Source organism: Ruegeria sp. BHSB064 (assembly GCF_059613205.1).
In genome coordinates this window covers 2501-23258 of record NZ_JBXWSB010000012.1, presented here as the reverse complement: position 1 = coordinate 23258, position 20758 = coordinate 2501, and the positions used below count along the sequence as shown (strand labels likewise).

Below are 20758 nucleotides of genomic sequence, written 5' to 3'. Positions count from 1 at the left end.
CACTCAACTTAAACGAAACAGGATGATGCCTTGACGTCGCTGAATGACGAAGACTTGCCTCAACTACAGCAAGAAGTTCAACGATTGCTGGGCCGATGTATGTTGCGACTGCAACAGTGTGAGCGGCTGATCAAGGTTTTGGTCGCGCACCATAGTCTCTCAGGACCGATTCATAACTTGGAGCGGATTCGCACCGCAAGAATTGACGGCACGGCCCGCAGGACGCTTGGCTCTTTAATTGGCGAGCTCATCGGATCGTATGTTGTGGCCGATGAAATCAAGCCACCCGAAGACGCGATGATCGAGTTACACAAGGTTCCCGACAGGTTCGCCATGCGTATGGCGGTTCGCCTGCCGATCACAGACTTCGCGCGGGTAGAGTGTGAACTGAGGGAAATGGTCGATCTGAGGAACAATCTGGTCCATCACTTCATCGACCAGCACAACATCGGGAGTGCAGAAGGATGCCGTGGAGCGCAAGATGCCTTGGTGGCGGCCTACAGCTGCATCGACCAACACCTCGCGCAGCTTCGGGAATGGGCTGAAGATATGCAGAACCTACGCCAGGCAGCGGTGGAAGCCATACAGACGCAAGCGTTCAGAGACTGTTTTATTAATCGGGTTTCATCCGACGGGACCGTAAACTGGTTTGCCTCGGGCATAGTGAGCGCATTGCGGGAGGCATTCGAGGCATTGGTTGACGATGAGTGGGCACCGCTGGCCGAGGCTGAGAAATGGATCACCGCACGCCATCCCGAGCAACTGCCCAACAAGTATGGATGCCAAAGTTGGCGGCAGGTCGTGCATAAGGCACCGGACCTGGAACTCCGGTATTTTGTGATCGATGGAGAACGTTCTGCCTTCTACCGGCCAAAAAGGCCCCCATCGAAGTTGCGTTGAAACATTCGCCTCCAATGGTCATAGGCCTCGCTTAATGGCAGTTTGCAGTTGGCCGCACAGTAGAAAATTCAGCTTAGCGAATGTCCGGTAGGGGCCGGAAGCTCCCGTTGCATGCCTTGGACCGCACTTCATCGGCTCGCCAAAAACGCTTAGACAGCAAAGGGAGCTTGAATCGCCACAACGAACAGGTGGATGTGGTCGGGTCGTAGGCGTTGTTGCGGGACCCGGCGAGGCAAAACGGACCAGCCATTCCTCGCCGAGATGCCGACGCTGGTTAACTCTAAGCTCTCTTAGCAGCGCAGAGGTGCCGTAGAAGCTGCACCCGCCGTAACGTAGGCTCAGGATCACTGCCGTTGCTCAAGTCACGGAGAAACCGCAGCCAGGCGAGCTCATTCAATGTCAGGTCGTCTTTCCGGTCATACATAGCACCTACCTCCCGAAGATGGCCTTAATCGCCTTCTCTGACCGACTGGTCAGCCGGGGATCAGTGTTATTGGAGGCCTTGCGAATTGCTTTTAGCCAGCCAAGTTCATTCGACGTGACAGGTTCTCCGAACACCTCGACAACTGCCTCAGCTGCAGTCAGACCGATCGACTGCTCAATTGCGAGGCGCATAAGGTAGGCAGCGTCGCATTCCAGAGCTTTCGCCAAAGCCGGGACGCGGTCCAATGCCACCTTGGAACCACCCTGCTTGATCATCGTGATCATGTTTGGGTTGACGTATCCCACTTGCGCCGCGATCTCGGCTTGGCTCTTGGTAGGTTTCAGTTCGAGCACCCTCCGTTCGACATACTTCGCCATCCGGGTGTCTCCATACGGTTTATTTGTCATCGCTATCCTCTCAGAAGTGATGCAGCACGCGCTGCATGTTTTTGATATAGCGACGGTGAGAATGGGAAATTGCGGAGGGAAAAAATCAATCAACTAAAATGTTTAGCCGATTGGCAACAACTCATTCTGAGTCGGTTTATCTATCCGGGCGGAAAAACGGCGGTCTTTTTTACTGTTCCATAGACAAAGCTAGTATCGATCGACGCTATCCCGCCTATCGGATGAATTCGGTGACGAATAAATTCCTCGTAGGCCTCGAGATCCGATACCAATACCCGCAATTGGTAGTCCATTGCACCGGTCAGCACGTGGCATTCAAGAACTTCATCGATCATCCGAACGCGTTTCTCGAAGTTCTGAACGTCCGTTTCGTTGTGTCGCTCCAATCTGATACGCACGAAGACGGTAATGGCCATCCCATACGCGGCAGCGTCAACGTCGGCGCTGTATCCCTTTATCACTCCGTTGGCTTCTAGGTTTTTGACCCGGCGCAAACACGGTGAGGGAGACAGGTTCACCTCGTCGGCAAGATCCTGGTTCGTCATGCGCCCGTTCCGCTGAAGCGCTCGAATGATCTGCCTATCCTTAGCGTCCATTTATCCCTCTTGTTTAGCAGAATATGCCAATATTACCACTCATGTTGGTATATTTCGCAACCATTAGCCCAAAGTAAAGGAGCAAACTGGCTTCAACATGATTCAGGAGCTTGTAATGACTCGTTCAACCGGATTTGCCACGCGCGCTATTCACCACGCTTATAACCCTCTGGAGAATGACGGTGCTCTGACACCACCGCTACATTTGACGTCCACGTTTACCTTTGAAACCGCAGAGGCTGGTGGAGAGATGTTCGCCGGTGAGCGTGAAGGTCATATCTACAGCCGTATTTCAAACCCCACATGCGACCTTCTTGAGCAACGCATTGCCCTGCTTGAGGGGGCCGAGGCCGGTCTAGCTCTCTCAAGCGGCATGGGGGCGATCACGGCAGTGCTTTGGACCCTGCTGTCGCCTGGTGACGAAGTCATCGTGGACAAAACGCTCTATGGCTGCACCTTCGCATTTATGCGTCATGGTTTGGCGAAATGGGGGGTCACGATCACACATGTCGACATGACAGACCCTGAGAACCTGAAAGCGGCCGTTTCTGACAAAACCCGCGTTGTCTATTTCGAAACCCCGGCCAATCCGAATATGCGCTTGGTGGACATCGCAGCGAGCGCCGAAATTGCGCATTCGGTCGGTGCAACGGTCGTCGTCGATAATACCTACGCTAGCCCGTATTTGACCCGCCCGATCGAGCATGGCGCAGATATTGTTCTGCACTCCGCCACCAAATACCTCGGCGGGCATGGTGATGTGGTTGCCGGCCTGGTTGTAGGAACCGCCGAACAGATTGCTGAGATCCGCCTTGTTGGGATGAAGGACATGACCGGCGCGGTAATGGCCCCTTTCAACGCGATGCTGATCCTGCGTGGTCTGAAGACACTGAACCTGCGTTTGGATCGCCACTGTGCGTCCGCCAAAGTCGTCGCAGATTTCCTCGAAGCACATCCCGCCGTCGGCGAGGTCTATTTCCCAGGTCTTGAGAGTTTCGCCCAGCATGATGTCGCGCAGCGCCAGATGTCTCAACCTGGCGCGATGATAGCGTTTGAGGTCAAGTTCGGCCTGTCTGGTGGGATTGAATTCATGAACCGCTTGAACATGATCCAGCGCGCAGTGTCCCTGGGCGATGCGGAAACCCTGATCCAGCACCCCGCATCCATGACCCATTCGACGTATACCTCGGAAGAGCGAGCCGAGCATGGGATCAGCGATGGCCTGATCCGCCTGTCCGTCGGGCTGGAGGATGTCGAAGATATCCTTGCAGACCTAGAACAAGCTTTGCCCTACCCTGCTCGCAGCGCCGCCTAAACTCGGAGACCAACATGCACATCGATCCCACCCAACTGAAGATCGTCGAACAGCGCCTGTTGTGGTTGTCTCATTGGATGATCCACCATGCCAACCATGTCCGACCAAAGGTGGATGGGATCAAAATCGGTGGCCATCAGGCTTCGTCTGCTTCGATGGTATCGATCATGACCGCGCTCTACTTCTCGGCCCTACGCCCTGAGGACCGGGTCGCAGTCAAACCCCATGCGTCGCCGGTATTTCACGCGATTCAGTATCTCATGGGCAATCAGACCCGCGAGAAGATGGAGAAATTCCGCGGATTTGGGGGTGTGCAAAGTTATCCCAGCCGGACAAAGGACATAGATGATGTTGATTTCTCGACCGGGTCTGTAGGTTTAGGTGTCGCGATCACCTCGTTTGCCTCGATCATTCAAGACTACATCAAGGCCAAAAGCTGGGGTTCAGGCGCCCCGATGGGGCGTATGGTGGCACTTGTTGGCGATGCTGAACTGGACGAAGGCAACGTCTATGAGGCGTTGCAGGAAGGCTGGAAAAACGACCTGCGAAACACGTGGTGGATCATCGATTATAACCGACAGTCGCTGGACGGTATCGTCCGGGAAGGACTGTTTGAACGGATCGAGAAAATCTTCGATGCTTTCAGCTGGGATGTCGTTCGCGTGAAATATGGCGTCTTGCAACTCGCTGCCTTCGACGAGCCCGGCGGAGACCGCCTGCGTGATTGGATCGACGCTTGCCCCAACCAGGAATACTCAGCTTTGACTTTCATGGGTGGTGCGAATTGGCGACAGCGTCTGATGGACGATCTCGGGGATCAAGGGGATGTGACCGCTCTGATCGAAGGGCGCACGGATGCAGAGCTCGCGGCCCTTATGGAAAACCTGGGCGGCAACTGCGTCGAGACCATGGCCCAAACATTTGCCGAAATCGATCATGATCGCCCAACATGTTTCCTGGCCTACACAGTCAAAGGATGGGGCACCCCCATTGCAGGCCACAAGGACAACCACGGCGGGCTGATGAACAATAGCCAGTTCGCCGCGTGGCAATCGCATATGGGTGTGCCAGAAGGCAAAGAATGGGAGCCACTTGTGACGGTGCAAGACCCAGACGCGCTCGAGGATTTTCTGGCCAGCGCTCCGTTCTTTGCCAAAGGTCCGCGCCGCTATTTTGATGACAAACTGGATGTGCCGACCATCGAGATCGACACCAGTCGCGAAATCTCGACACAGATGGCGTTTGGCAAGATCCTAGACGATCTATCAAAAGGCGACAGCCCAATGGCTGAACGCATAGTGACAACTTCTCCGGATGTGACAGGCACGACAAGCCTTGGTCCTTGGGTGAACCGGCGCAAACTGTTCGCCCGATCCGAGCAAGCCGACGCCTTCATAGAACACCGGATCCCTTCGACGGCGAAATGGGAATTCACGCCGGAGGGGCAGCATATCGAGCTTGGTATCGCCGAAATGAACCTCATGTTGCTTCTAGGAGCGGCGGGTCTGTCGCATTCCCTGTTCGGTAAGAGGCTGATCCCAATTGGCACCGTCTATGACCCATTTGTCAGCCGCGGCCTCGATGCGTTAAATTACGCCTGTTATCAGGACGCGCGTTTCATGCTGGTTGGAACACCTTCGGGTGTCACACTCGCGCCAGAAGGTGGAGCACACCAATCCGTTGGAACACCGCTCATCGGGATGAGCCAAGACGGGTTGGCCGCTTTTGAACCCGCCTTTGCTGATGAACTGGCGGTGATCATGGAATGGGCCTTCGACTACCTGCAGCGCGATGGCGAAGGGCAGCCTGACGAGCGCACATGGCTGCGCGATGAAACCGGAGGGTCTGTCTACCTGCGCTTGACGACCAACCCGATTGAACAGCCCGGCAAACGTTTCGATGACGAGTTCCGCCAAGGTGCCATTGATGGGGCCTATTGGTTGCGAAAACCGGGACCCAATTGCGAAGTTGTAATCGCCTATCAAGGAGCAGTCGCGCCAGAAGCAATCAAGGCCGCCGGTATGATTGGTGAAGGCCGTCGCGACATAGGTGTATTGGCCGTGACATCCGCAGATCGCCTGAATGCCGGATGGACCGCCGCTCAACGAGCACGTTCGCGCGGCAATCGAGCAGCACGCTCTCACATCGAAACACTGATGTCCGACCTTCCGCCACACTGCAAGCTCGTCACTGTTATCGATGGTCATCCTGCAACTCTATCCTGGCTAGGGGCAGTGCTTGGACATCAGACTATCCCAATGGGAGTCGAACATTTTGGTCAGACCGGAACAATCGGCGATCTCTATCGCCATCACTGCATTGACGCAGACGCTATCCTGGAGAAAGTGAATGGCCTGACCCATGGCAGAACCCTTCACCGCGCATAAGTGGGCTGGATCTGGGCAATAATATAGAAAGCAAACTAGCACTGATCATAGACCAAGATAACTGTCGGCCAATGTAGACAGTGCTCTTAGGTTCAATGAACCTGCCGGACCTGAACTTGGCTGGTTTGATTGGAGGCGACGCCCGAAAAACAGGGTTCCTTTGATTAAAAATCAATAAGTTGGCCCTCTGCACCGATCTTCGGGAGGCAAGGGTCGGAGGTCGAACCCTTTCACTCTGACCACTAAAATTCGGCACACGAGAGCGCCTTGTAACTGCAAGACTGCAACGAGAAATCTCGCATGAGCTACTTCAATATGTAGTGAGGTAGTCTGTTGATTGCATCGATCTTGGTTTTCTGCGTCACGTCACCGTAGTCATCACCTGCCGTTTTCCCTGCATGGCCCTGAATGGCATCGACAACACGATCAGAGATACCAAGCTCACGGCACTGCGTTTTGAAACGGTGCCGCCATGCATGATTGGGCAGCAATCCTTCTGGCGCCAGCCCGGACTTGCTAAGCCATGCTGCAATCTGATTTGCGATACGCTGCGCCTTGCGTGAATAGTCCACTGGTCTCGTGCCGCCGTGGAACAATGGGCCGGGCTTCGCAGCTTCGACAAAGTCAATGAAGCCCTCGCTTATGATTTGGGGATGCAGCGGAGCGTCACGATATCCACCTGTCTTAACCGAACCGGCATCTGGCGTAATCCTAATAACCCAATGCTCATCGACCTTGCGCACGTCTTCTTTGCGGAGCTGAGTAATCTCTGAAACGCGCGCGCCAGTGAAGGCACAGATGATCGGTGCCCAGCGTTTAGCGGCTACCAAGTGCGATTTCTCCCTAACGTAACCGCGCTCGTCTTCGTTGGGAGTATAGGTGCGGCTGGCCTTCAAGACCTTATTTGCTTCAGCCTCCACATAGCCACGTTCCCGGGTGTGCTGCTTCTTAGGCTTGGCTTGCCGCACGTTGGCAGCCGGGTTGTCCGACAGAATATCATTCTCAACCGCCCACGAGAACAATGACCGGATCGTTGAGAGATACACATCGCTGACCGTCTTGGCGGACAGGTCGCCCATCAGGTGATCACGCCATGCGATCAGGTCTTTCTTTGTGACACGTGTGGCATCGTTGTGTTTCAGGTATTTGACCAGCTTATCAATGACCGGCTGTTGTCGGCCAGTGCCAGACCGCATGAACCCTGCTTGCTGTCGGTGCGCAACGTAGTCTTTCCAGAGCTGTTTGATACTGACCGGAGTAGGGGCGTTTTCCGGGGGCTGTGCGTCCACAATGATTGGCGCAGTGGGTGCGCCCGTAAAGTCGCCTTCGTCGCGCTCTGCGGAGCGCGCAAGGGCCTCAAGCTCTGCTTGGCACAGGGCACGGGCTATCGCTCGCCATTCGGTGCTACCCGGTGCCGCGTCCACATTGCCAGCAGCCCGGAAGCGTTCAATTTGCGCTCCGACCAACTCACCTAGCTCAGCGTCATTGGCATTCCCTGCTATGGCTGCGCGCAGGCGGCCAATTAGCAGATCATCAATGCCGACGGCAGAGTAGCGTGGATCATTTCTGAGTTGATCATCAAAGGCCATGCGCTGGTGATAGTGGCTGTGTGCGATCTGATCCGGTGCTAGAGGGAAGCGGGCAGAGGCGTTTTGTGGTTGGTTTGGGTTCGCCTTTTGCTCTGCCACCGCGATCTGATGCTGAATCTGCGTAACTGCGCCCGGCAAAAGTTTGAGCGCTTCGCGGTAGTCACCACCCAGAGCGATGCGCAACTCGGTCTTCCCAATGATTCCGCGCAGGTCTTTCGGAACCACAACACGTGCATGATACCGCCCGGAACGATTAACGAGGTGACGAATCTTACCTGCCATGGGAACACCTTTTGTAACCAAAGTTGTAACCTTCAAACGGGCATAGCGCCTTGTTTGCAAGGGTTTTCTTTTGTTTCAAAAGGTTAGAATGGTGGGTGATGAGAGACTCGAACTCCCGACATCTTCGGTGTAAACGAAGCGCTCTACCAACTGAGCTAATCACCCGTGAGGCTGCATGTAGCCAAGCCTGCGGGCGGGTGCAAGAGGGTCTGAGAGATTTTCTTGAATTCTATTCTTCGGCCGATCCGTGTTGCCCAGTCCGTCTGGCGATCTGAACGCGGCATAATCCCGTGCTGTCGCAAACCTGGACACGTGCGGTTTGATGATGGTCATGCCTGGGCGACGCAGTTACCCTTTTGGACTTTCTGCAACGCAGCGGCACCGATCACGGTAATTTCTCAAAGGCGCTTGCGTGGGGCCTGTGCCCTCCGATATTCCCGAAGGGACTGCAATTTTCCGGTCGGGAGTGTACATGACCCTAACCTTCACCCGCCGTTTCTGGATGGTGGCACTGGTCTTAGGTGTATTGGCGTTTGCGCCAGTCCGCGCCGGGGCCGAAGGTGTTTTGGTTTTTGCAGCGGCGAGTCTGAAGACAGCGCTGGACGAGATTGCTGAAAACTATGAAACGGAAACGGGGCTCCGTGTCACGGTTTCTTACGCGGCATCTTCGGTGCTGGCACGACAAATTCAGCAGGGTGCTCCGGCGGATCTGTTCATTTCGGCAAATCCTGACTGGATGGATATATTGGAGCAGGACGGATTGATCCGGGCGGACTCGCGGGTGGATTTGCTGGGCAATGGTCTGGTTCTGATTGGTGCGACAGATCGAGAAAGTTGGGGAGAGATCCAACCAGGGCGCGACCTGAAGGCCGAATTGAACGGAGGTTTTCTGGCCATGGCTCTGGTTGATGCCGTGCCAGCCGGTATCTACGGCAAAGCTGCATTGCAAAGCCTGAACCAGTGGGACGCGTTAAAGGACCATGTGGCGCAGACTGATAACGTTCGTGCAGCTCTGGCGCTGGTGGCGGCAGGGGCTGCGCCGTTGGGTATTGTCTATCGATCAGACGCACAGGTGGAAACGCGGGTCAGTGTTTTGGCGACCATTCCCGACGACCTGCATCCTGAAATCATATATCCTGCGGCCGTCACATCGTCTGCCAAGGGCGGAGCGCAGGCATTTCTGGACCATCTGCGCAGCGACGCGGCGTTGTCCGTTTTTCAGGAGCAGGGCTTTTCCCTGCCGGGCAGGTGATCCTCGTGGACTGGTTGGGCCCTGCCGAAGTTGAAGCGTTAAAGCTATCACTACGCGTGTCCTTCTGGGCGACGCTGGCGACGCTACCATTTGGGATTTTCGTAGCCTATGCGCTGGCCCGCTGGCGGTTTCCCGGTCGGCAGATATTGAATGGTCTGGTGCACTTACCGCTGATCTTGCCGCCGGTTGTCACCGGATATCTGTTGTTGCTGACCTTCGGAATTCAGGGGCCGCTTGGGCGTGTTCTGGCAGAGTTTGGGATCGTTGTCGCGTTTCGCTGGACCGGGGCTGCGCTGGCTGCCGGGATCATGGCGTTCCCGTTGATGGTACGGGCCATCCGGTTGTCGATTGAGGCGGTGGATCCGAAACTGGAGCAGGCAGGGGCCACGCTCGGGGCGTCGCGCCCGATGGTGTTTCTGACAGTGACCTTGCCGATGATCCTGCCGGGTGTCATTGCCGGCGCAATTCTTGCCTTTGCCAAGGCAATGGGCGAGTTCGGTGCTACCATCACTTTTGTGTCCAACATTCCCGGCCAGACTCAAACGCTACCGTCTGCGGTCTATGCATTTCTGCAGGTGCCGGGCGGTGAGGCGGCAGCAACGCGACTGGTCCTGATCTCAATCGTTGTCGCGATGAGCGCGCTTCTCTTGTCGGAATATGTAGGGCGCCGCGCCGCAGCGCGGGTGGCCGGGTCATGAGCCTTTCCGTTCGGTTGCAACATCATTTGTCGGATCTCGATCTGGATGTCCGCTTTGAGGCACCGCCCGGCGTGACTGTCTTGTTTGGGCGGTCGGGGTCCGGCAAGACGACAATCGTCAATGCAGTGGCCGGGCTGCTGCGGCCCGAGGCAGGTCGTGTGGCGGTCGAGGATTGGGTCTTGTTCGACACAGATCGGGGACAATGGCTACCGCCGCACCGTCGGCGATTGGGGTATATCTTTCAGGAAGGGCGGCTGTTCCCCCATCTGACCGTACGGCAAAATCTGGCTTACGGCCGCTGGTTTGCCCCGAAAAAAGCGCAACGGGAAGATCCTGAGAAGGTCATTGATATGCTGGGCATTGGCCACCTTCTGGATCGCCGTCCAGCCGGGCTGTCGGGGGGCGAAAAGCAACGCGTGGCCATTGGGCGGGCGCTACTGGCAAGCCCGCGTCTTATTCTTGCGGACGAACCTTTGGCTGCGCTGGACGAGGCACGGAAAGCGGAAATTCTGCCGTATTTCGAACGTCTCAGGGACGAGGTGTCGGTTCCTATTCTCTATGTAACCCACTCGGCGGCTGAGGTCGCGCGTCTGGCGACTTCGGTTGTTGCGCTTCAAGACGGTAAAGCCGTGCGTCACGGGCCCGCTTCCGAGGTTTTAGCCGATCCTTCGGTGGCCCCCGCCGGGGTTCGTGCAGTTGGGGCCGTTTTGGAAGTTCAGGTCGTTCAACATCACACTGACGGGCTGACGGAGTTGAGTGCCAACGGCGCACGATTGTTCCTGCCACGTATAGCGCACGACGTCGGGGCGCAATTGCGCATCCGCATCCCGGCGCAAGAGGTCATTTTGTCAAACCAAAAACCCGAGGGGCTGTCTGCGCTGAACGTGCTCAGCGGTACGGTGGACTCGATCCGGTCGGGCGAAGGGCCTGGTGCAATTGTGTCTGTCAAGACACCGGCAGGTAGTGTTCTGGCGCGCGTCACACGCCGATCAGTGGCGGCGCTTAACTTGCAGGCGGGCAGCCCATGTCACGCGGTGATTAAGACGGTTGCCTTGGCGCCGCAGGATGTCGGCGGACGTATCGCGACGGGCCAGTAAACTCAGGCAAGCGCGCGCGCTTCATGTTCGCGCAGAATCAAACGCGCAGCGCTCCCAAACCCGGTGTGGTCCGAGGAGGGTTGATCTGGAAAGATAGCGGCGAGTTCCCGAAGCGCGTCTGAAGATAACGTATAAAGCGCTTCTTCCCCCAGAAACAGGCTTTCAGCTTGCGCTCCTTCCGCATTCAGAATTTCATGCCGATCCAGCAAGATATGCAGGTATTCTACCTCCTCCACCGAGGTATCCACATAAATGCCCGGCCAGCCGCATAGATGTTTTGCAGCCACCAGCGCCTCGGCGGTGCCAAACAACAAATTCACCTTCGGGCCTTTCACCAGGATACGATGCTGTTGCGAAACCAGAAGATCCCTGCGGGGTGTGTTCGGTCCCAGACTTCCTGCTGAGATTCGAACCGGCTGCATTGCGGGTTCGGCGCGTAATCGCTCGGGCGCAAGCACGCTGCTTTCAATCCAGCGAATAGGTTGCAGCCCGTGATCTTCGGTTACCACCTTGTGGCCCACGCCCAGTGTTTCAATGGCCTTTGGGCCGTCCTCGGTCTCGATCAAGGTACCAGATGCAAAACAGACACCTTCGATCCTGATCGTGACTGCAACAGGATCCGGATCATTGAAAAACGGCAGGGTGACTGGCCCAACCTGCGTGGTGCCCGTGACGCTGATAAAAAAGGTATCGAAAACGACCTGCCCGTTGTCCAGACTGTCAAAAAAGGTGGGGTCTACGGTATAGGTCCACTCGCCTGTGTTCGGGTCGATCGAAGCGGTGCCGTTGGCGGGTGGCGTTGCAATGGTCCAGGTCTGGGTCGTGGGTGTAAACGTGCCATTGTCCAGCGTCGGTTGCCCCATTGCTACGTTAGGTGGGGATCCGGTCACGTCGCCGGTCAATTCGCCTGTGATTGTAACCGAGACCACTTATTCTCCGCCTTGCTGCAACACCTGTTCAAACTCTCGTTTCCGATACAGGCGCATATGGACTTCGCCTGCCTGATCCCGGGTCCACTCGACGATCCGGTTTCGCGTCATGTCGCTGTCCATCCGGTTCGTCCGCACACGTGGGTGAGGGATCTCTTGCTTGAGGATATCAACAATCTGGTTCGTCTGTCCAAAAGGGGCCACCAGATCAATGATCCAGAAAGAGGGGCCGCTGGTGTAATCCGCGTCCATCAGCGGCTTTTCCTGCACCGCATAGCGGTATTCGGCGTCAGGGCTGAGCCCGGCAAAGGTGACAAAGCCGCGGGGAAACCCGTCTTGCCGGAAGATATGGTACTGGCCAAGGCGGAACGGCGTCTCGAACGCATACAGCACCTGTGCGAGGGTGCGTTTCTGATGTGTTTTTGTAAGGCCCGCCAGATAGAACATCGCGCCAAGGTCAGCGTACTTGTCGGGCGCGAAATCGAACCAGTCCTTTGGAAAGCTCTTGCTCACAGGATCGCCATTATATGATGTAAACCAAAAACTTAAGTTTAGTGTACTGTCTCTGCAAAATAAGGGTAGCTCTATTTCCGTGTACCGCACGCGCAGCTTTGAGGTGGGTCAGCACCACTTTACTCGGGGGAAGCCGCAGCTATGTTTAGGGTATTAATGCTCATATTCGGGATGCTGAAATAATGCGACTTGTAAAGGTTTTTGCCCCCGCTGCGCTTGTTTTGATGCCCGCAATGGCCGAGGCGGTTGGTTTTGGTCTGAATGTCCGACCGCAATTTCGAACCGAGATTACGACGCTTCCAGATGGGGTCTATGAGGTTAAGGCTGTTGGATCGTCAGCGCCGGTGAATTTTTGGTGCGGAATTGGTGATTATGCGATTCGCACACTCGGCGTGCCAAATTCGCAGCGCATTTACATTTGGCGCGCGTATGAGCCGGGCGTAAGAACTGTGCAGTTTTCGCTGACCCCGCCTCCGGGTGCAGACACCAATCCGGGATACTCGATCACCGTTAAACGGGTTGGGGAAAACATGTCAGCATCGTCAGCACAGAACTACTGCTATGACAATTTCATCATGGACACGTTCTAATCGTCAGACCCATTTCGCCAGAGGTGGCAGGCTCATCAACACGGCATCCGGGTCATGCCCTGTTTCTAGTCCGAATTTGGTGCCACGGTCATAGACAAGATTGTACTCGGCGTACAAACCGCGATGCACCAGCTGGGTGTCTTTGTCCGCGTCCGTGTATCCCAGAACCCGTCGCTTTTCGACCAGTGGCAAGAATGCCGGCAAGAACGCCCGGCCAATGTCTTGGGTCAGGGCAAAGTCAGCCTGCCAGTCACCGGTGCAATAATCATCCATAAAAATCCCGCCCACTCCGCGCGCACGTTTGCGGTGTGGGATAAAGAAGTATTCGTCCGCCCAGTCTTTCAGCCGCGGGTAGTGTGCCACGCCATGTGGGTCCAGATGGGCTTTTTGCGTCGCGTGGAAATGGCTCGTATCTTCGTCATACTCGATACACGGGTTCAGGTCCGATCCACCGCCGAACCACCAGGCGTGTGGGGTCCAGAACATGCGTGTGTTCATGTGCACCGCAGGGACATGAGGGTTTTGCATATGTGCGACGAGGCTGATGCCTGAGGCCCAGAATCGGGGATCTTCGGTCATCCCGGGGATCCCTTTGCGTGCCGCCATTGCCTGTTGCGCGCGTTCCCCCAACGTGCCGTAGACGGTCGAGACATTGACGCCGACCTTCTCGAACACCCGACCACCGCGCATCACGGACATCAATCCGCCCCCTGCATCCGATCCATCTTCGGACTGGCGTCTGGTTTCCTTGACTTCGAACCGGCCGGGTTTCGCATCGGAAAACGGGCCGGTGTCGTGGCTGTCTTCGATGGCCTCAAACGCAGAAACGATATCGTCACGCAATTGGCGGAACCAGGCGGAGGCGGTGGACTTTTCAGTATCGAACATGTGTCTTAATGCGCCGGGGCTGCAACGGGGTCAAGCAATGTGCGTCCACCGTCGATTGTCAGAATCTGGCCGGTGATGAAACCGGCTGCATCAGATGCCAGAAACTGGGCTGTTTCGGTCAGTTCCGTGGCTGAGGCGATTCGGGCCAGCGGAGTGTGCTTTTCGATGTCGTCGCGGAAATCCCGGTTTTCCTTGAGGGTCGATTGCAGCGACGCGCTCATGACTGAACCAAGTGCAATCGAATTCACACGGATACGATTTGGCGCAAGTGCAACCGCAAGAGACCGAGTCATTTGATCCAAAGCCGCAGTCGACACGGAATAAGCCATCAGGTCAGGGTGGGTTCGGCGGGCAGCGATCGAGGATAAGTTGATGATTGATCCTGCGGGGTTTTCTTCATCCCCACCCGCCTGTTTGATCATGCGTTTCGCGACCAGTTGGCTTAACCGCAGGGCCGGCATCAAATTCTGGTTCAGCAGGGTGCGGACCGAGTCGTCATCGGGGTCCAGCGGGTCCGACGGGATCACTTGTCGTGCACCATTTATCAGGATGTTCACCTGATCAAAAGCATCCAGAGTGGCCGATAGCAGATTTGCTATGGTCAGTTTTTCGCGCAGATCGCCTGCAAAATAACGGATATTTCCGTCTTCTGCCTGCTCACCCAATTCATCGACCAAGCGCCTTTCGTCCATGTCGGCGAACATGACATTTGCGCCTGCATCGGCGAAATGCCGTCCGATAGCCAGACCGATGCCATTGGCTCCGCCCGTTACAATTGCTGTTTTTCCAGCGATGGAAAAGGACATCCGAATCCTCCTGAATTGGGGGCAGGTTAGCGAGCCTTAGCGCCGAGGGCGAGAGGCCTGAAAGACCTTGAACCGGTTGTCTCCGGCTGTTTCAGCGACCTGAGCGAAATGTTCGTTCAGCGTGGTTTCGTAAGGAAGGTGGCGATTGGCGACCATCCACAGGGTTCCGTTGCGGGTCAGATTGCGTGCAGCTGCGATGATGAATCCCTGACCCAGAGCCGGGTCCGCGCTGCGAGACGTATGAAACGGCGGGTTCATGACGACGGTGTCGATGGGTTCTGGTGCATTCCAAGTGACGGCATCTGCCCAATGGAACTGAGCCCTTGGGTCAGGAGCATTCTTTCGCGCGCAGGTCAGAGCGGTCTGATCTGCCTCTACCAGATGCAAAGACTTAACATCATCGCGCTTGAGGATGTCTGCGGAAAGATAGCCCCACCCAGCGCCCAGATCAGCCACGCGAGCCCCTAGTTTGGAAGGCAGGGACTTTAACAACATGGCCGAGGCCGGATCGATCCCGTCTGCCGAAAACACCCCTGGCGCTGTATGAAAACCGCCGACCATCTGCGCCGCAGGCGCGGCCCAATCTTCGAAAACAGAAGCATCAGCCTGAAACCAGAAAATCTTACCATGTGCTTTGGACAGGGGGCCCTCGACATCAACCCGCTTGCGCACGTCTTTCAATATGCTGTCCACCCCGTCGGTCTTTGCACCATCGACCACGACAACCCCGGCGGCCCGTGAACAAGCGCGCTGGATCATCGCGCGCGCCAGCGCCTTGGCACGTGGCAAGAACACGATGGCGTCCTGAGAGGGTGCGTCCGCTTCGGACACAGTGTCAAAGCCTTGCGCTGCAAAATGATCGTGAAAAGGTTTGAACGGTTGTACCACCTGCGCTTCAGCGGGAAGCGCTGAAAGATCGTGGTCTGGCACAGGGCCGATCACGGTCAGCGGCTTTGACAGCGACAAGCCGTTTTGCAAAGCAAGTTCCAGACGAGGGGACATGGGCAATTCCGGCAGAGAAAGGAAAGGGTGCGACAGGCGATGCGCCTTATTCTTCGCGTTCCATGGTGCATTGCAGCGGGTGCTGGTGCCTGCGGGCAAAGTCCATCACCTGGCCAACTTTGGTCTCGGCAATCTCATGGCTGAAGACGCCAACCACGGCCACGCCTTTTTTGTGAACGGTCAGCATGATTTCGAATGCCTGTGCGTGGGTCATGCCAAAGAAACGCTCCAGCACATGCACGACAAACTCCATCGGCGTGTAATCATCATTCAGCAACAGCACCTTGTACAGGGGCGGACGCTTGGTTTTTGGGCGCGTCTGCAGCAGGACTGACGCGTCTCCGTCGTCGTCCGGTGTGTCAGACATCATCCAGGTCTTTTCCAGCATCGTGTGTAACTGTCCGATTCACGCTTGGGGTTTATCTTGGCGCTTATATAACGTGGGCATGGCCGGTGAAAAGAGCAAGCGGACGTAAACAAGATGACGGAAAAACTGACGACAATCGGGTTTGATGCAGATGACACCCTTTGGCACAACGAACGGTTTTTTCAACTGACGCAAGCCCATTTTGCAGAGTTGCTGGCTGATCATGCAGACCGTGATCACCTGATGGAACGCCTTTTGGCCGCCGAAAAGCGCAACATCCGGCACTATGGATATGGGATAAAGGGATTCGTTCTGTCGATGATAGAAACCGCCATCGAAGTGACAGAGGATCGTGTTCCGGCCTCGGTTATTCGTCAACTGATCGAAGCTGGGCAAGAGATGCTGGCGTATCCGATCGAACTGTTGCCTCATGCCCGTGATGCGATTGAGAGCGTGTCCGACGCGTACCGGGTCATTCTCATCACCAAGGGCGACTTGATCGATCAAGAACGAAAACTGGCTCAGTCCGGGTTGGGCGATTTGTTCGATGGGGTCGAGATCGTGTCGGAAAAGACTGCAGAAACTTATCAGACGATTTTTGAGTCCCATGGGGATGGCCCGGCTTCTGCGATGATGGTTGGCAATTCCATGCGCTCGGATGTCGTGGCCCCGATTCAGGCCGGATGCTGGGGTGTCTACGTGCCACACGGTCTGGTGTGGGAGGTCGAGCACGCTGAAGCCCCGGTTGACAGCCCGCGATTCCGCGAGTTGCGGGATTTGGGCGGTCTGGCCCAGCTTGTGCACAGTCTGAGGTAATGTTGCCTTTTGGTCGCAGTTTCACAAAAACCCTGTCGTGTGGCGGCAAAGCGATGCCACAATCGCGCATCTGGTGGGTTCATTGGGTAGTTTTGTCTACATATAGCGCTTCGTGGTGCAGATGACGAAATCGCGAAAAGCACAGCTTTCAGTTTATTTCGCGGCCCCCCTGTGTTAGCCTTTAGAGTAATAAAATTAATTTAGCTGACCGGGAAAACCCGGCGGCGCGAGGCAGACAGAGGCAAAGATCGTGCAGATTCGGCGGACAGTTCCGGCCCGAATGGGCTTATTCCTGATAGCTATGCTATGCGTGCTGGCGTTTGCGCCGCTCAAGCCCATGGCGGCACCTTACGCGGCTATGGTTATTGACGCCCGCACCGGAGAGGTTTTGCATTCGCGCAATGCCGATACGCGGCTGCATCCGGCATCGCTGACCAAGATGATGACGCTTTATATTGCGTTCGAAGCGGTACGGAACGGTGAGATCACACTGGATACCCCTGTGCGGGTCACCAAGAAGGCTGCGGCAGAACCTCCATCCAAGCTGGGCCTGCGAACTGGACAGACGATTGCCTTCCGGTATCTGATCCGTGCGGCGGCGGTGAAATCAGCAAATGACGCGGCAACCGCCATCGGTATCGCCATCAGCGGGTCCGAGGCGGCTTTTGCCCGCCGTATGACCCGCACCGCGAAAGCCATGGGAATGAGCCGCACGACCTTCAAGAACGCGCATGGTCTGACCGAGTCGGGGCATTTGTCTACCGCGCGTGACATGACCACGCTGGGACGGCATCTGCTTTATGATTACCCGCAGTATTACAATCTGTTCTCGCGTCAATCGACACATGCCGGGATCAAGACCGTACCGAACACCAACCGTCGCTTGTTGGCCGCGTACAAAGGTGCAGATGGCATCAAAACCGGGTATACCCGCGCTGCGGGCTTCAATTTGGTGGCGTCGGCCAAACGTAAGAATGAACGGATCATCGCGACCGTCTTTGGTGGAAAGTCTGGCGCGTCACGGAATGCCAAAGTGGCTGAGTTGCTGGATCTGGGCTTCCGCCGCGCCCCATCGCGCGCGCCTATCCGCAAACCTGCACGCCCGGCATATGCCGGGAATGTCGGGCTGGGCGTTCAGGTCGCGAGCGTGAGTGGACCGCCTAAAACCAGCCTGCGTCCGGTCGTGCGCCCAAGCGCATCGGTACAAGTTGCAAGTGCAGTGGCGGCCACAGCAGATCAGAACCGCGACCGGATCACCAACGGCATCGCAGCAGCTATCGCACAGGCAGATATCGCTTCGACCACCGCGCCCGAGCAAGCAACGGGCACTCGCCCGGCGCAACGCCCGTCCGATCTGGTGCTGGCCTCGACAGAAACGGCAAAGCAACCCGAGCCCGAGCAAGAGGTTGTCACGCGCCTTTCCTCTTCCGGCGGGCATCTGTGGGGCGTCAATGTGGGGCGTTACACCACTCGGTATGAGGCCGAGAAGGTTCTGCTGAAAACAGCGTTGTCGGAAATGACAACACTGGAGGGCACGCTGCGCAAAGTGAACCAAAGCTCGCGCGGGTTCGACGCAACGTTTCAGGGCATGACCCGCGAACAAGCCGATCTGGCGTGTCGTCGGTTGCAGGCCCGTAATGTGACATGTTTCATGATCGGACCATCATAAGGTCCGGCAAATACTCTCCTGTTGGGTCTGGGCTGTGGTTCTCCACAGCCCTTTTTTCATGACAGCGCGGCGCTAAAGCTGTGCCGGATTATCGGACGAACTTCGTCACCTCGACGCCGCCGCCGATCAGGCTTTCCCTCACGGAACGGGCGATCTGAACCGCCGTTGGGCCGTCCCCGTGCAGGCAAATCGTGTCGATGGACGTCTCCAGCCGTTTGCCGCTTTCCGTTATGATCGCGCCTTCGCGGACCATGTTCAGAATGCGTGGACCGGCCACATCAGCGTCATGGATCACGGCACCGGGCAGGCTGCGGTCCACCAGGGTGCCGTCGTCATTATAGGCGCGGTCGGCAAAGATCTCGCCCACCCACTTGCAGCCAAGTTCGCGCACAGCATCTTCCTGCTTAGTGACCGCAAGCACCATGACAATAATGTCGGGGTCGACATCCAAAGCGCCCTGATAGCAGGCCCGCGCCATATCAATATCGACCGAGCACATATTGGCCAAAGCGCCGTGCAGCTTGAGGTGCCGTACTTTGGTGCCAACTGCCTTAGCCATACCCATTGCGGCACCCAACTGATACCGGACCAGATTGCGCAATGCGTCATGGGGCACCTTCATGTTCCGACGGCCAAAGCCCTGCAGATCGGGAAATCCGGGATGCGCACCAATGCCCACATCGTTCTCGGCCGCTAGCTGCATCGTCGTCGCCATCACATCCGGGTCGCCCGCATGAAACCCACAGGCGATGTTGGCAGAGGTAATGATCTTAAGCAGGCTTTCGTCATCGCCCATCTTCCAGGGGCCAAAGCTTTCCCCCATATCGGCGTTCAGATCGACGCTTGGCATTGGCACATCTCCTTAGTCGGTGGCAGAGATTACTCCGCTGATCAATTGGTAGGACAACAGGTCCGGTATGTCGTGCGGGTCTCGCACCAACGCTTCTACTTTCGATGGTAGGCGTGCAAGATCTGAAAGGAACGCTGTGTGTAACGCGTTGGCTTCTTCCATGCTGACAAATTCGAAATGGATTGTACCGCCCGCAGGTGTCTGAGCCGCGCGAGGCATATCGCAGGGCAAAACGGTTGCGATACGAGGATAACCGCCAGTGGTCTGGCACTCTGGCAACAGAATGAACGGATCCCCCGTACCGGTCATTTGAATATCGCCTGGGGTGATCACCTCGGACAATATGTTCAGCTGACCGGACGCCGCAAATCCGTCTCCGTCACTGTCCACTTGCATCCCCATCCGGTTTGCTCGCGCGCCGCGTCGGAATGTGGTCACAGCGAACCGATCCAGCGTCGCCTGATCGAACAGCGGAGTTTGAAAGCTGGCCACCACGCGCAAAACGCCACCTGTGAATCGATCAGCGGGCTGCAGTTTCAAACCGCTCTTACCCGCATGAGGGCCGCAGGTCAGCCTGTCGCCCTGTTGTGTCGCCTGACCGATCCGCGCCGTTAAATGTGCCGCGCGCGATCCCAGAAAAACTTCGGACTCTATCCCGCCCCCTAGATGAAGATAGCCATAGTTCCCTTTCAAGGCTGCACCGATGACCAGTCTTTGTCCGGCGGCCAAGTGATGGGACGCATTCCAGGCCACAGAGCTCCCATCAACGGTCGCTTGCATTGGCGCACCGGTTAAAGCGACGTGCATATCTTGCGTGGCTTCGAATTCGCCACCCATCCCGGCCATTTCCAGCGCCGCCAGGGTCGGGCTCTGCCCCAGTAACGCCGCCCCTTCATGCAAGGCGAATATGTCGGCAGCGCCAGAGCGGGACAACCCTTGATCCAGATACCCGACGCGCCCCTGATCTTGTATCGTGCAAGAGGGGCCGATCCGATGGACGATCAGGCTCATGGCGCGATTTCCTCGCAAGTGGCACCGCCGCTGCCGTCTGCATTGTTCGCGCGGATATGCTCCAACTCGTCGCGAGATACAGGTGTGAACACCAATTCGTCTCCGGGGCTAAGGGGGAAGGTCTCGGACATCTCCGGGCGAAAGCACCGAAAGGCTGTTTGCCCGACATGTCGCCACCCGGTTGGTGTTGGGCCCGAAAACAGGACAAATTGTGAGATGGCCAGAACCAACGCGCCTTCAGGCACCATGGGGGTCAGGTTTTGCAGCCGGGGAATGTTGAACTCGGGTCCCAATGGCCCAAGATAAGGTTGCCCGGGCGCAAATCCGATTGTCAGAACCCGCACCCCTGATTGACCCAGGCGATGTGTTG

At 56.6% G+C, this 20758-nt stretch carries 21 protein-coding genes and 1 tRNA gene (1 of these 22 only partly in view); 9 read left to right on the top strand and 13 right to left on the bottom strand.

Annotation, left to right across the window (positions count from 1 at the left end):
- Nucleotides 1-30: 30 nt before the first annotated feature.
- On the top strand, nt 31-900 hold the full coding sequence (locus tag AC2FNU_RS04735; protein WP_496785470.1) for an OST-HTH/LOTUS domain-containing protein: 870 nt from the start codon (nt 31-33) through the stop codon (nt 898-900).
- Nucleotides 901-1329: 429 nt separating this feature from the next.
- On the opposite strand, the gene AC2FNU_RS04730 is transcribed toward AC2FNU_RS04735, so the two are convergent.
- Together AC2FNU_RS04730 and AC2FNU_RS04725 are read right to left on the bottom strand one after the other, a co-directional pair.
- Nucleotides 1330-1731 (bottom strand): helix-turn-helix domain-containing protein, encoded by a 402-nt coding sequence (locus AC2FNU_RS04730; protein WP_496785468.1) that lies wholly within the window; start codon nt 1729-1731, stop codon nt 1330-1332.
- A gap of 140 nt (nt 1732-1871) precedes the next feature.
- The gene (locus AC2FNU_RS04725) at nt 1872-2327 is read right to left on the bottom strand and encodes an Lrp/AsnC family transcriptional regulator (protein WP_058281767.1); all 456 of its coding nucleotides are present in this window, start codon (nt 2325-2327) and stop codon (nt 1872-1874) included.
- A gap of 115 nt (nt 2328-2442) precedes the next feature.
- Between AC2FNU_RS04725 and AC2FNU_RS04720 the strand changes: the two genes are divergently transcribed.
- Both AC2FNU_RS04720 and AC2FNU_RS04715 read left to right on the top strand, forming a co-directional pair.
- Nucleotides 2443-3642, top strand: a complete 1200-nt coding sequence (locus AC2FNU_RS04720) for a methionine gamma-lyase (protein WP_496785463.1) — start codon at nt 2443-2445, stop codon at nt 3640-3642.
- A gap of 14 nt (nt 3643-3656) precedes the next feature.
- Nucleotides 3657-6029, top strand: a complete 2373-nt coding sequence (locus tag AC2FNU_RS04715) for a thiamine pyrophosphate-binding protein (RefSeq protein ID WP_496785460.1) — start codon at nt 3657-3659, stop codon at nt 6027-6029.
- Nucleotides 6030-6334: 305 nt separating this feature from the next.
- On the opposite strand, the gene AC2FNU_RS04710 is transcribed toward AC2FNU_RS04715, so the two are convergent.
- Together AC2FNU_RS04710 and AC2FNU_RS04705 are read right to left on the bottom strand one after the other, a co-directional pair.
- Complete coding sequence (locus tag AC2FNU_RS04710; protein ID WP_496785457.1) at nt 6335-7900, bottom strand: DUF6538 domain-containing protein; 1566 nt, start codon at nt 7898-7900, stop codon at nt 6335-6337.
- Between the two features lie 89 nt (nt 7901-7989).
- Nucleotides 7990-8065: transfer RNA gene (locus tag AC2FNU_RS04705), tRNA-Val, on the bottom strand.
- 307 nt (nt 8066-8372) lie between these two features.
- Between AC2FNU_RS04705 and modA the strand changes: the two genes are divergently transcribed.
- Genes modA through modC form a run of 3 tightly spaced genes read left to right on the top strand, consistent with a single transcriptional unit; the run spans nt 8373 to nt 10947 of the window.
- Nucleotides 8373-9152, top strand: a complete 780-nt coding sequence (gene modA, locus AC2FNU_RS04700) for a molybdate ABC transporter substrate-binding protein (RefSeq protein ID WP_496785455.1) — start codon at nt 8373-8375, stop codon at nt 9150-9152.
- A 5-nt stretch (nt 9153-9157) separates the two neighbouring features.
- Nucleotides 9158-9850, top strand: coding sequence for a molybdate ABC transporter permease subunit (gene modB / locus AC2FNU_RS04695; RefSeq protein WP_496785454.1), 693 nt, complete (start codon nt 9158-9160; stop codon nt 9848-9850).
- Nucleotides 9847-10947, top strand: a complete 1101-nt coding sequence (gene modC / locus AC2FNU_RS04690) for a molybdenum ABC transporter ATP-binding protein (RefSeq protein ID WP_496785450.1) — start codon at nt 9847-9849, stop codon at nt 10945-10947. Before modB ends, modC begins: the two co-directional genes overlap by 4 nt.
- A gap of 2 nt (nt 10948-10949) precedes the next feature.
- Here the strand turns inward: modC and AC2FNU_RS04685 are convergent, their stop codons facing one another.
- Both AC2FNU_RS04685 and AC2FNU_RS04680 read right to left on the bottom strand, forming a co-directional pair.
- On the bottom strand, nt 10950-11876 hold the full coding sequence (locus tag AC2FNU_RS04685) for a Hint domain-containing protein (RefSeq protein ID WP_496785448.1): 927 nt from the start codon (nt 11874-11876) through the stop codon (nt 10950-10952).
- Nucleotides 11877-12389 (bottom strand): toxin-activating lysine-acyltransferase, encoded by a 513-nt coding sequence (locus AC2FNU_RS04680; protein ID WP_496785446.1) that lies wholly within the window; start codon nt 12387-12389, stop codon nt 11877-11879.
- Nucleotides 12390-12571: 182 nt separating this feature from the next.
- On the opposite strand from AC2FNU_RS04680, the gene AC2FNU_RS04675 reads away from it, so the two are divergent.
- Nucleotides 12572-12979: a hypothetical protein gene (locus AC2FNU_RS04675; RefSeq protein WP_496785442.1), complete on the top strand. Its 408-nt coding sequence runs from the start codon at nt 12572-12574 to the stop codon at nt 12977-12979.
- Nucleotides 12980-12982: 3 nt separating this feature from the next.
- Here AC2FNU_RS04675 and hemF read toward each other — a convergent pair whose 3' ends face one another.
- Genes hemF through clpS form a run of 4 tightly spaced genes read right to left on the bottom strand, consistent with a single transcriptional unit; the run spans nt 12983 to nt 16063 of the window.
- Nucleotides 12983-13867, bottom strand: a complete 885-nt coding sequence (gene hemF, locus AC2FNU_RS04670) for an oxygen-dependent coproporphyrinogen oxidase (protein ID WP_496785439.1) — start codon at nt 13865-13867, stop codon at nt 12983-12985.
- Between the two features lie 5 nt (nt 13868-13872).
- Entirely contained in the window at nt 13873-14673 is an 801-nt protein-coding gene (locus AC2FNU_RS04665; protein WP_496785437.1) for an SDR family NAD(P)-dependent oxidoreductase, read from the bottom strand.
- 36 nt (nt 14674-14709) lie between these two features.
- On the bottom strand, nt 14710-15675 hold the full coding sequence (locus AC2FNU_RS04660; RefSeq protein ID WP_496785435.1) for a class I SAM-dependent methyltransferase: 966 nt from the start codon (nt 15673-15675) through the stop codon (nt 14710-14712).
- A gap of 46 nt (nt 15676-15721) precedes the next feature.
- Nucleotides 15722-16063, bottom strand: a complete 342-nt coding sequence (clpS, locus tag AC2FNU_RS04655; RefSeq protein WP_171093379.1) for an ATP-dependent Clp protease adapter ClpS — start codon at nt 16061-16063, stop codon at nt 15722-15724.
- A 93-nt stretch (nt 16064-16156) separates the two neighbouring features.
- Here clpS and AC2FNU_RS04650 point away from each other — a divergent pair, with 93 nt between their 5' ends.
- Together AC2FNU_RS04650 and AC2FNU_RS04645 are read left to right on the top strand one after the other, a co-directional pair.
- On the top strand, nt 16157-16858 hold the full coding sequence (locus tag AC2FNU_RS04650) for an HAD family hydrolase (RefSeq protein ID WP_496785431.1): 702 nt from the start codon (nt 16157-16159) through the stop codon (nt 16856-16858).
- Nucleotides 16859-17138: 280 nt separating this feature from the next.
- Entirely contained in the window at nt 17139-18527 is a 1389-nt protein-coding gene (locus tag AC2FNU_RS04645; protein WP_496785428.1) for a D-alanyl-D-alanine carboxypeptidase family protein, read from the top strand.
- An 88-nt stretch (nt 18528-18615) separates the two neighbouring features.
- On the opposite strand, the gene AC2FNU_RS04640 is transcribed toward AC2FNU_RS04645, so the two are convergent.
- The 3 genes in view from AC2FNU_RS04640 to AC2FNU_RS04630 are tightly spaced (at most 12 nt apart) and all read right to left on the bottom strand, a layout consistent with a single transcriptional unit that may run on beyond the window.
- Nucleotides 18616-19377 (bottom strand): LamB/YcsF family protein, encoded by a 762-nt coding sequence (locus AC2FNU_RS04640; protein WP_496785423.1) that lies wholly within the window; start codon nt 19375-19377, stop codon nt 18616-18618.
- Between the two features lie 12 nt (nt 19378-19389).
- Nucleotides 19390-20388, bottom strand: coding sequence for a 5-oxoprolinase subunit C family protein (locus AC2FNU_RS04635; protein ID WP_496785419.1), 999 nt, complete (start codon nt 20386-20388; stop codon nt 19390-19392).
- Nucleotides 20385-20758, bottom strand: partial view of a 5-oxoprolinase subunit B family protein gene (locus tag AC2FNU_RS04630; RefSeq protein ID WP_496785416.1) — the end only. Its footprint extends 376 nt past the window's final position; the window shows 374 of its 750 coding nt (coding positions 377-750); the start codon falls outside the window, past its right edge; the stop codon is at nt 20385-20387. Before AC2FNU_RS04630 ends, AC2FNU_RS04635 begins: the two co-directional genes overlap by 4 nt.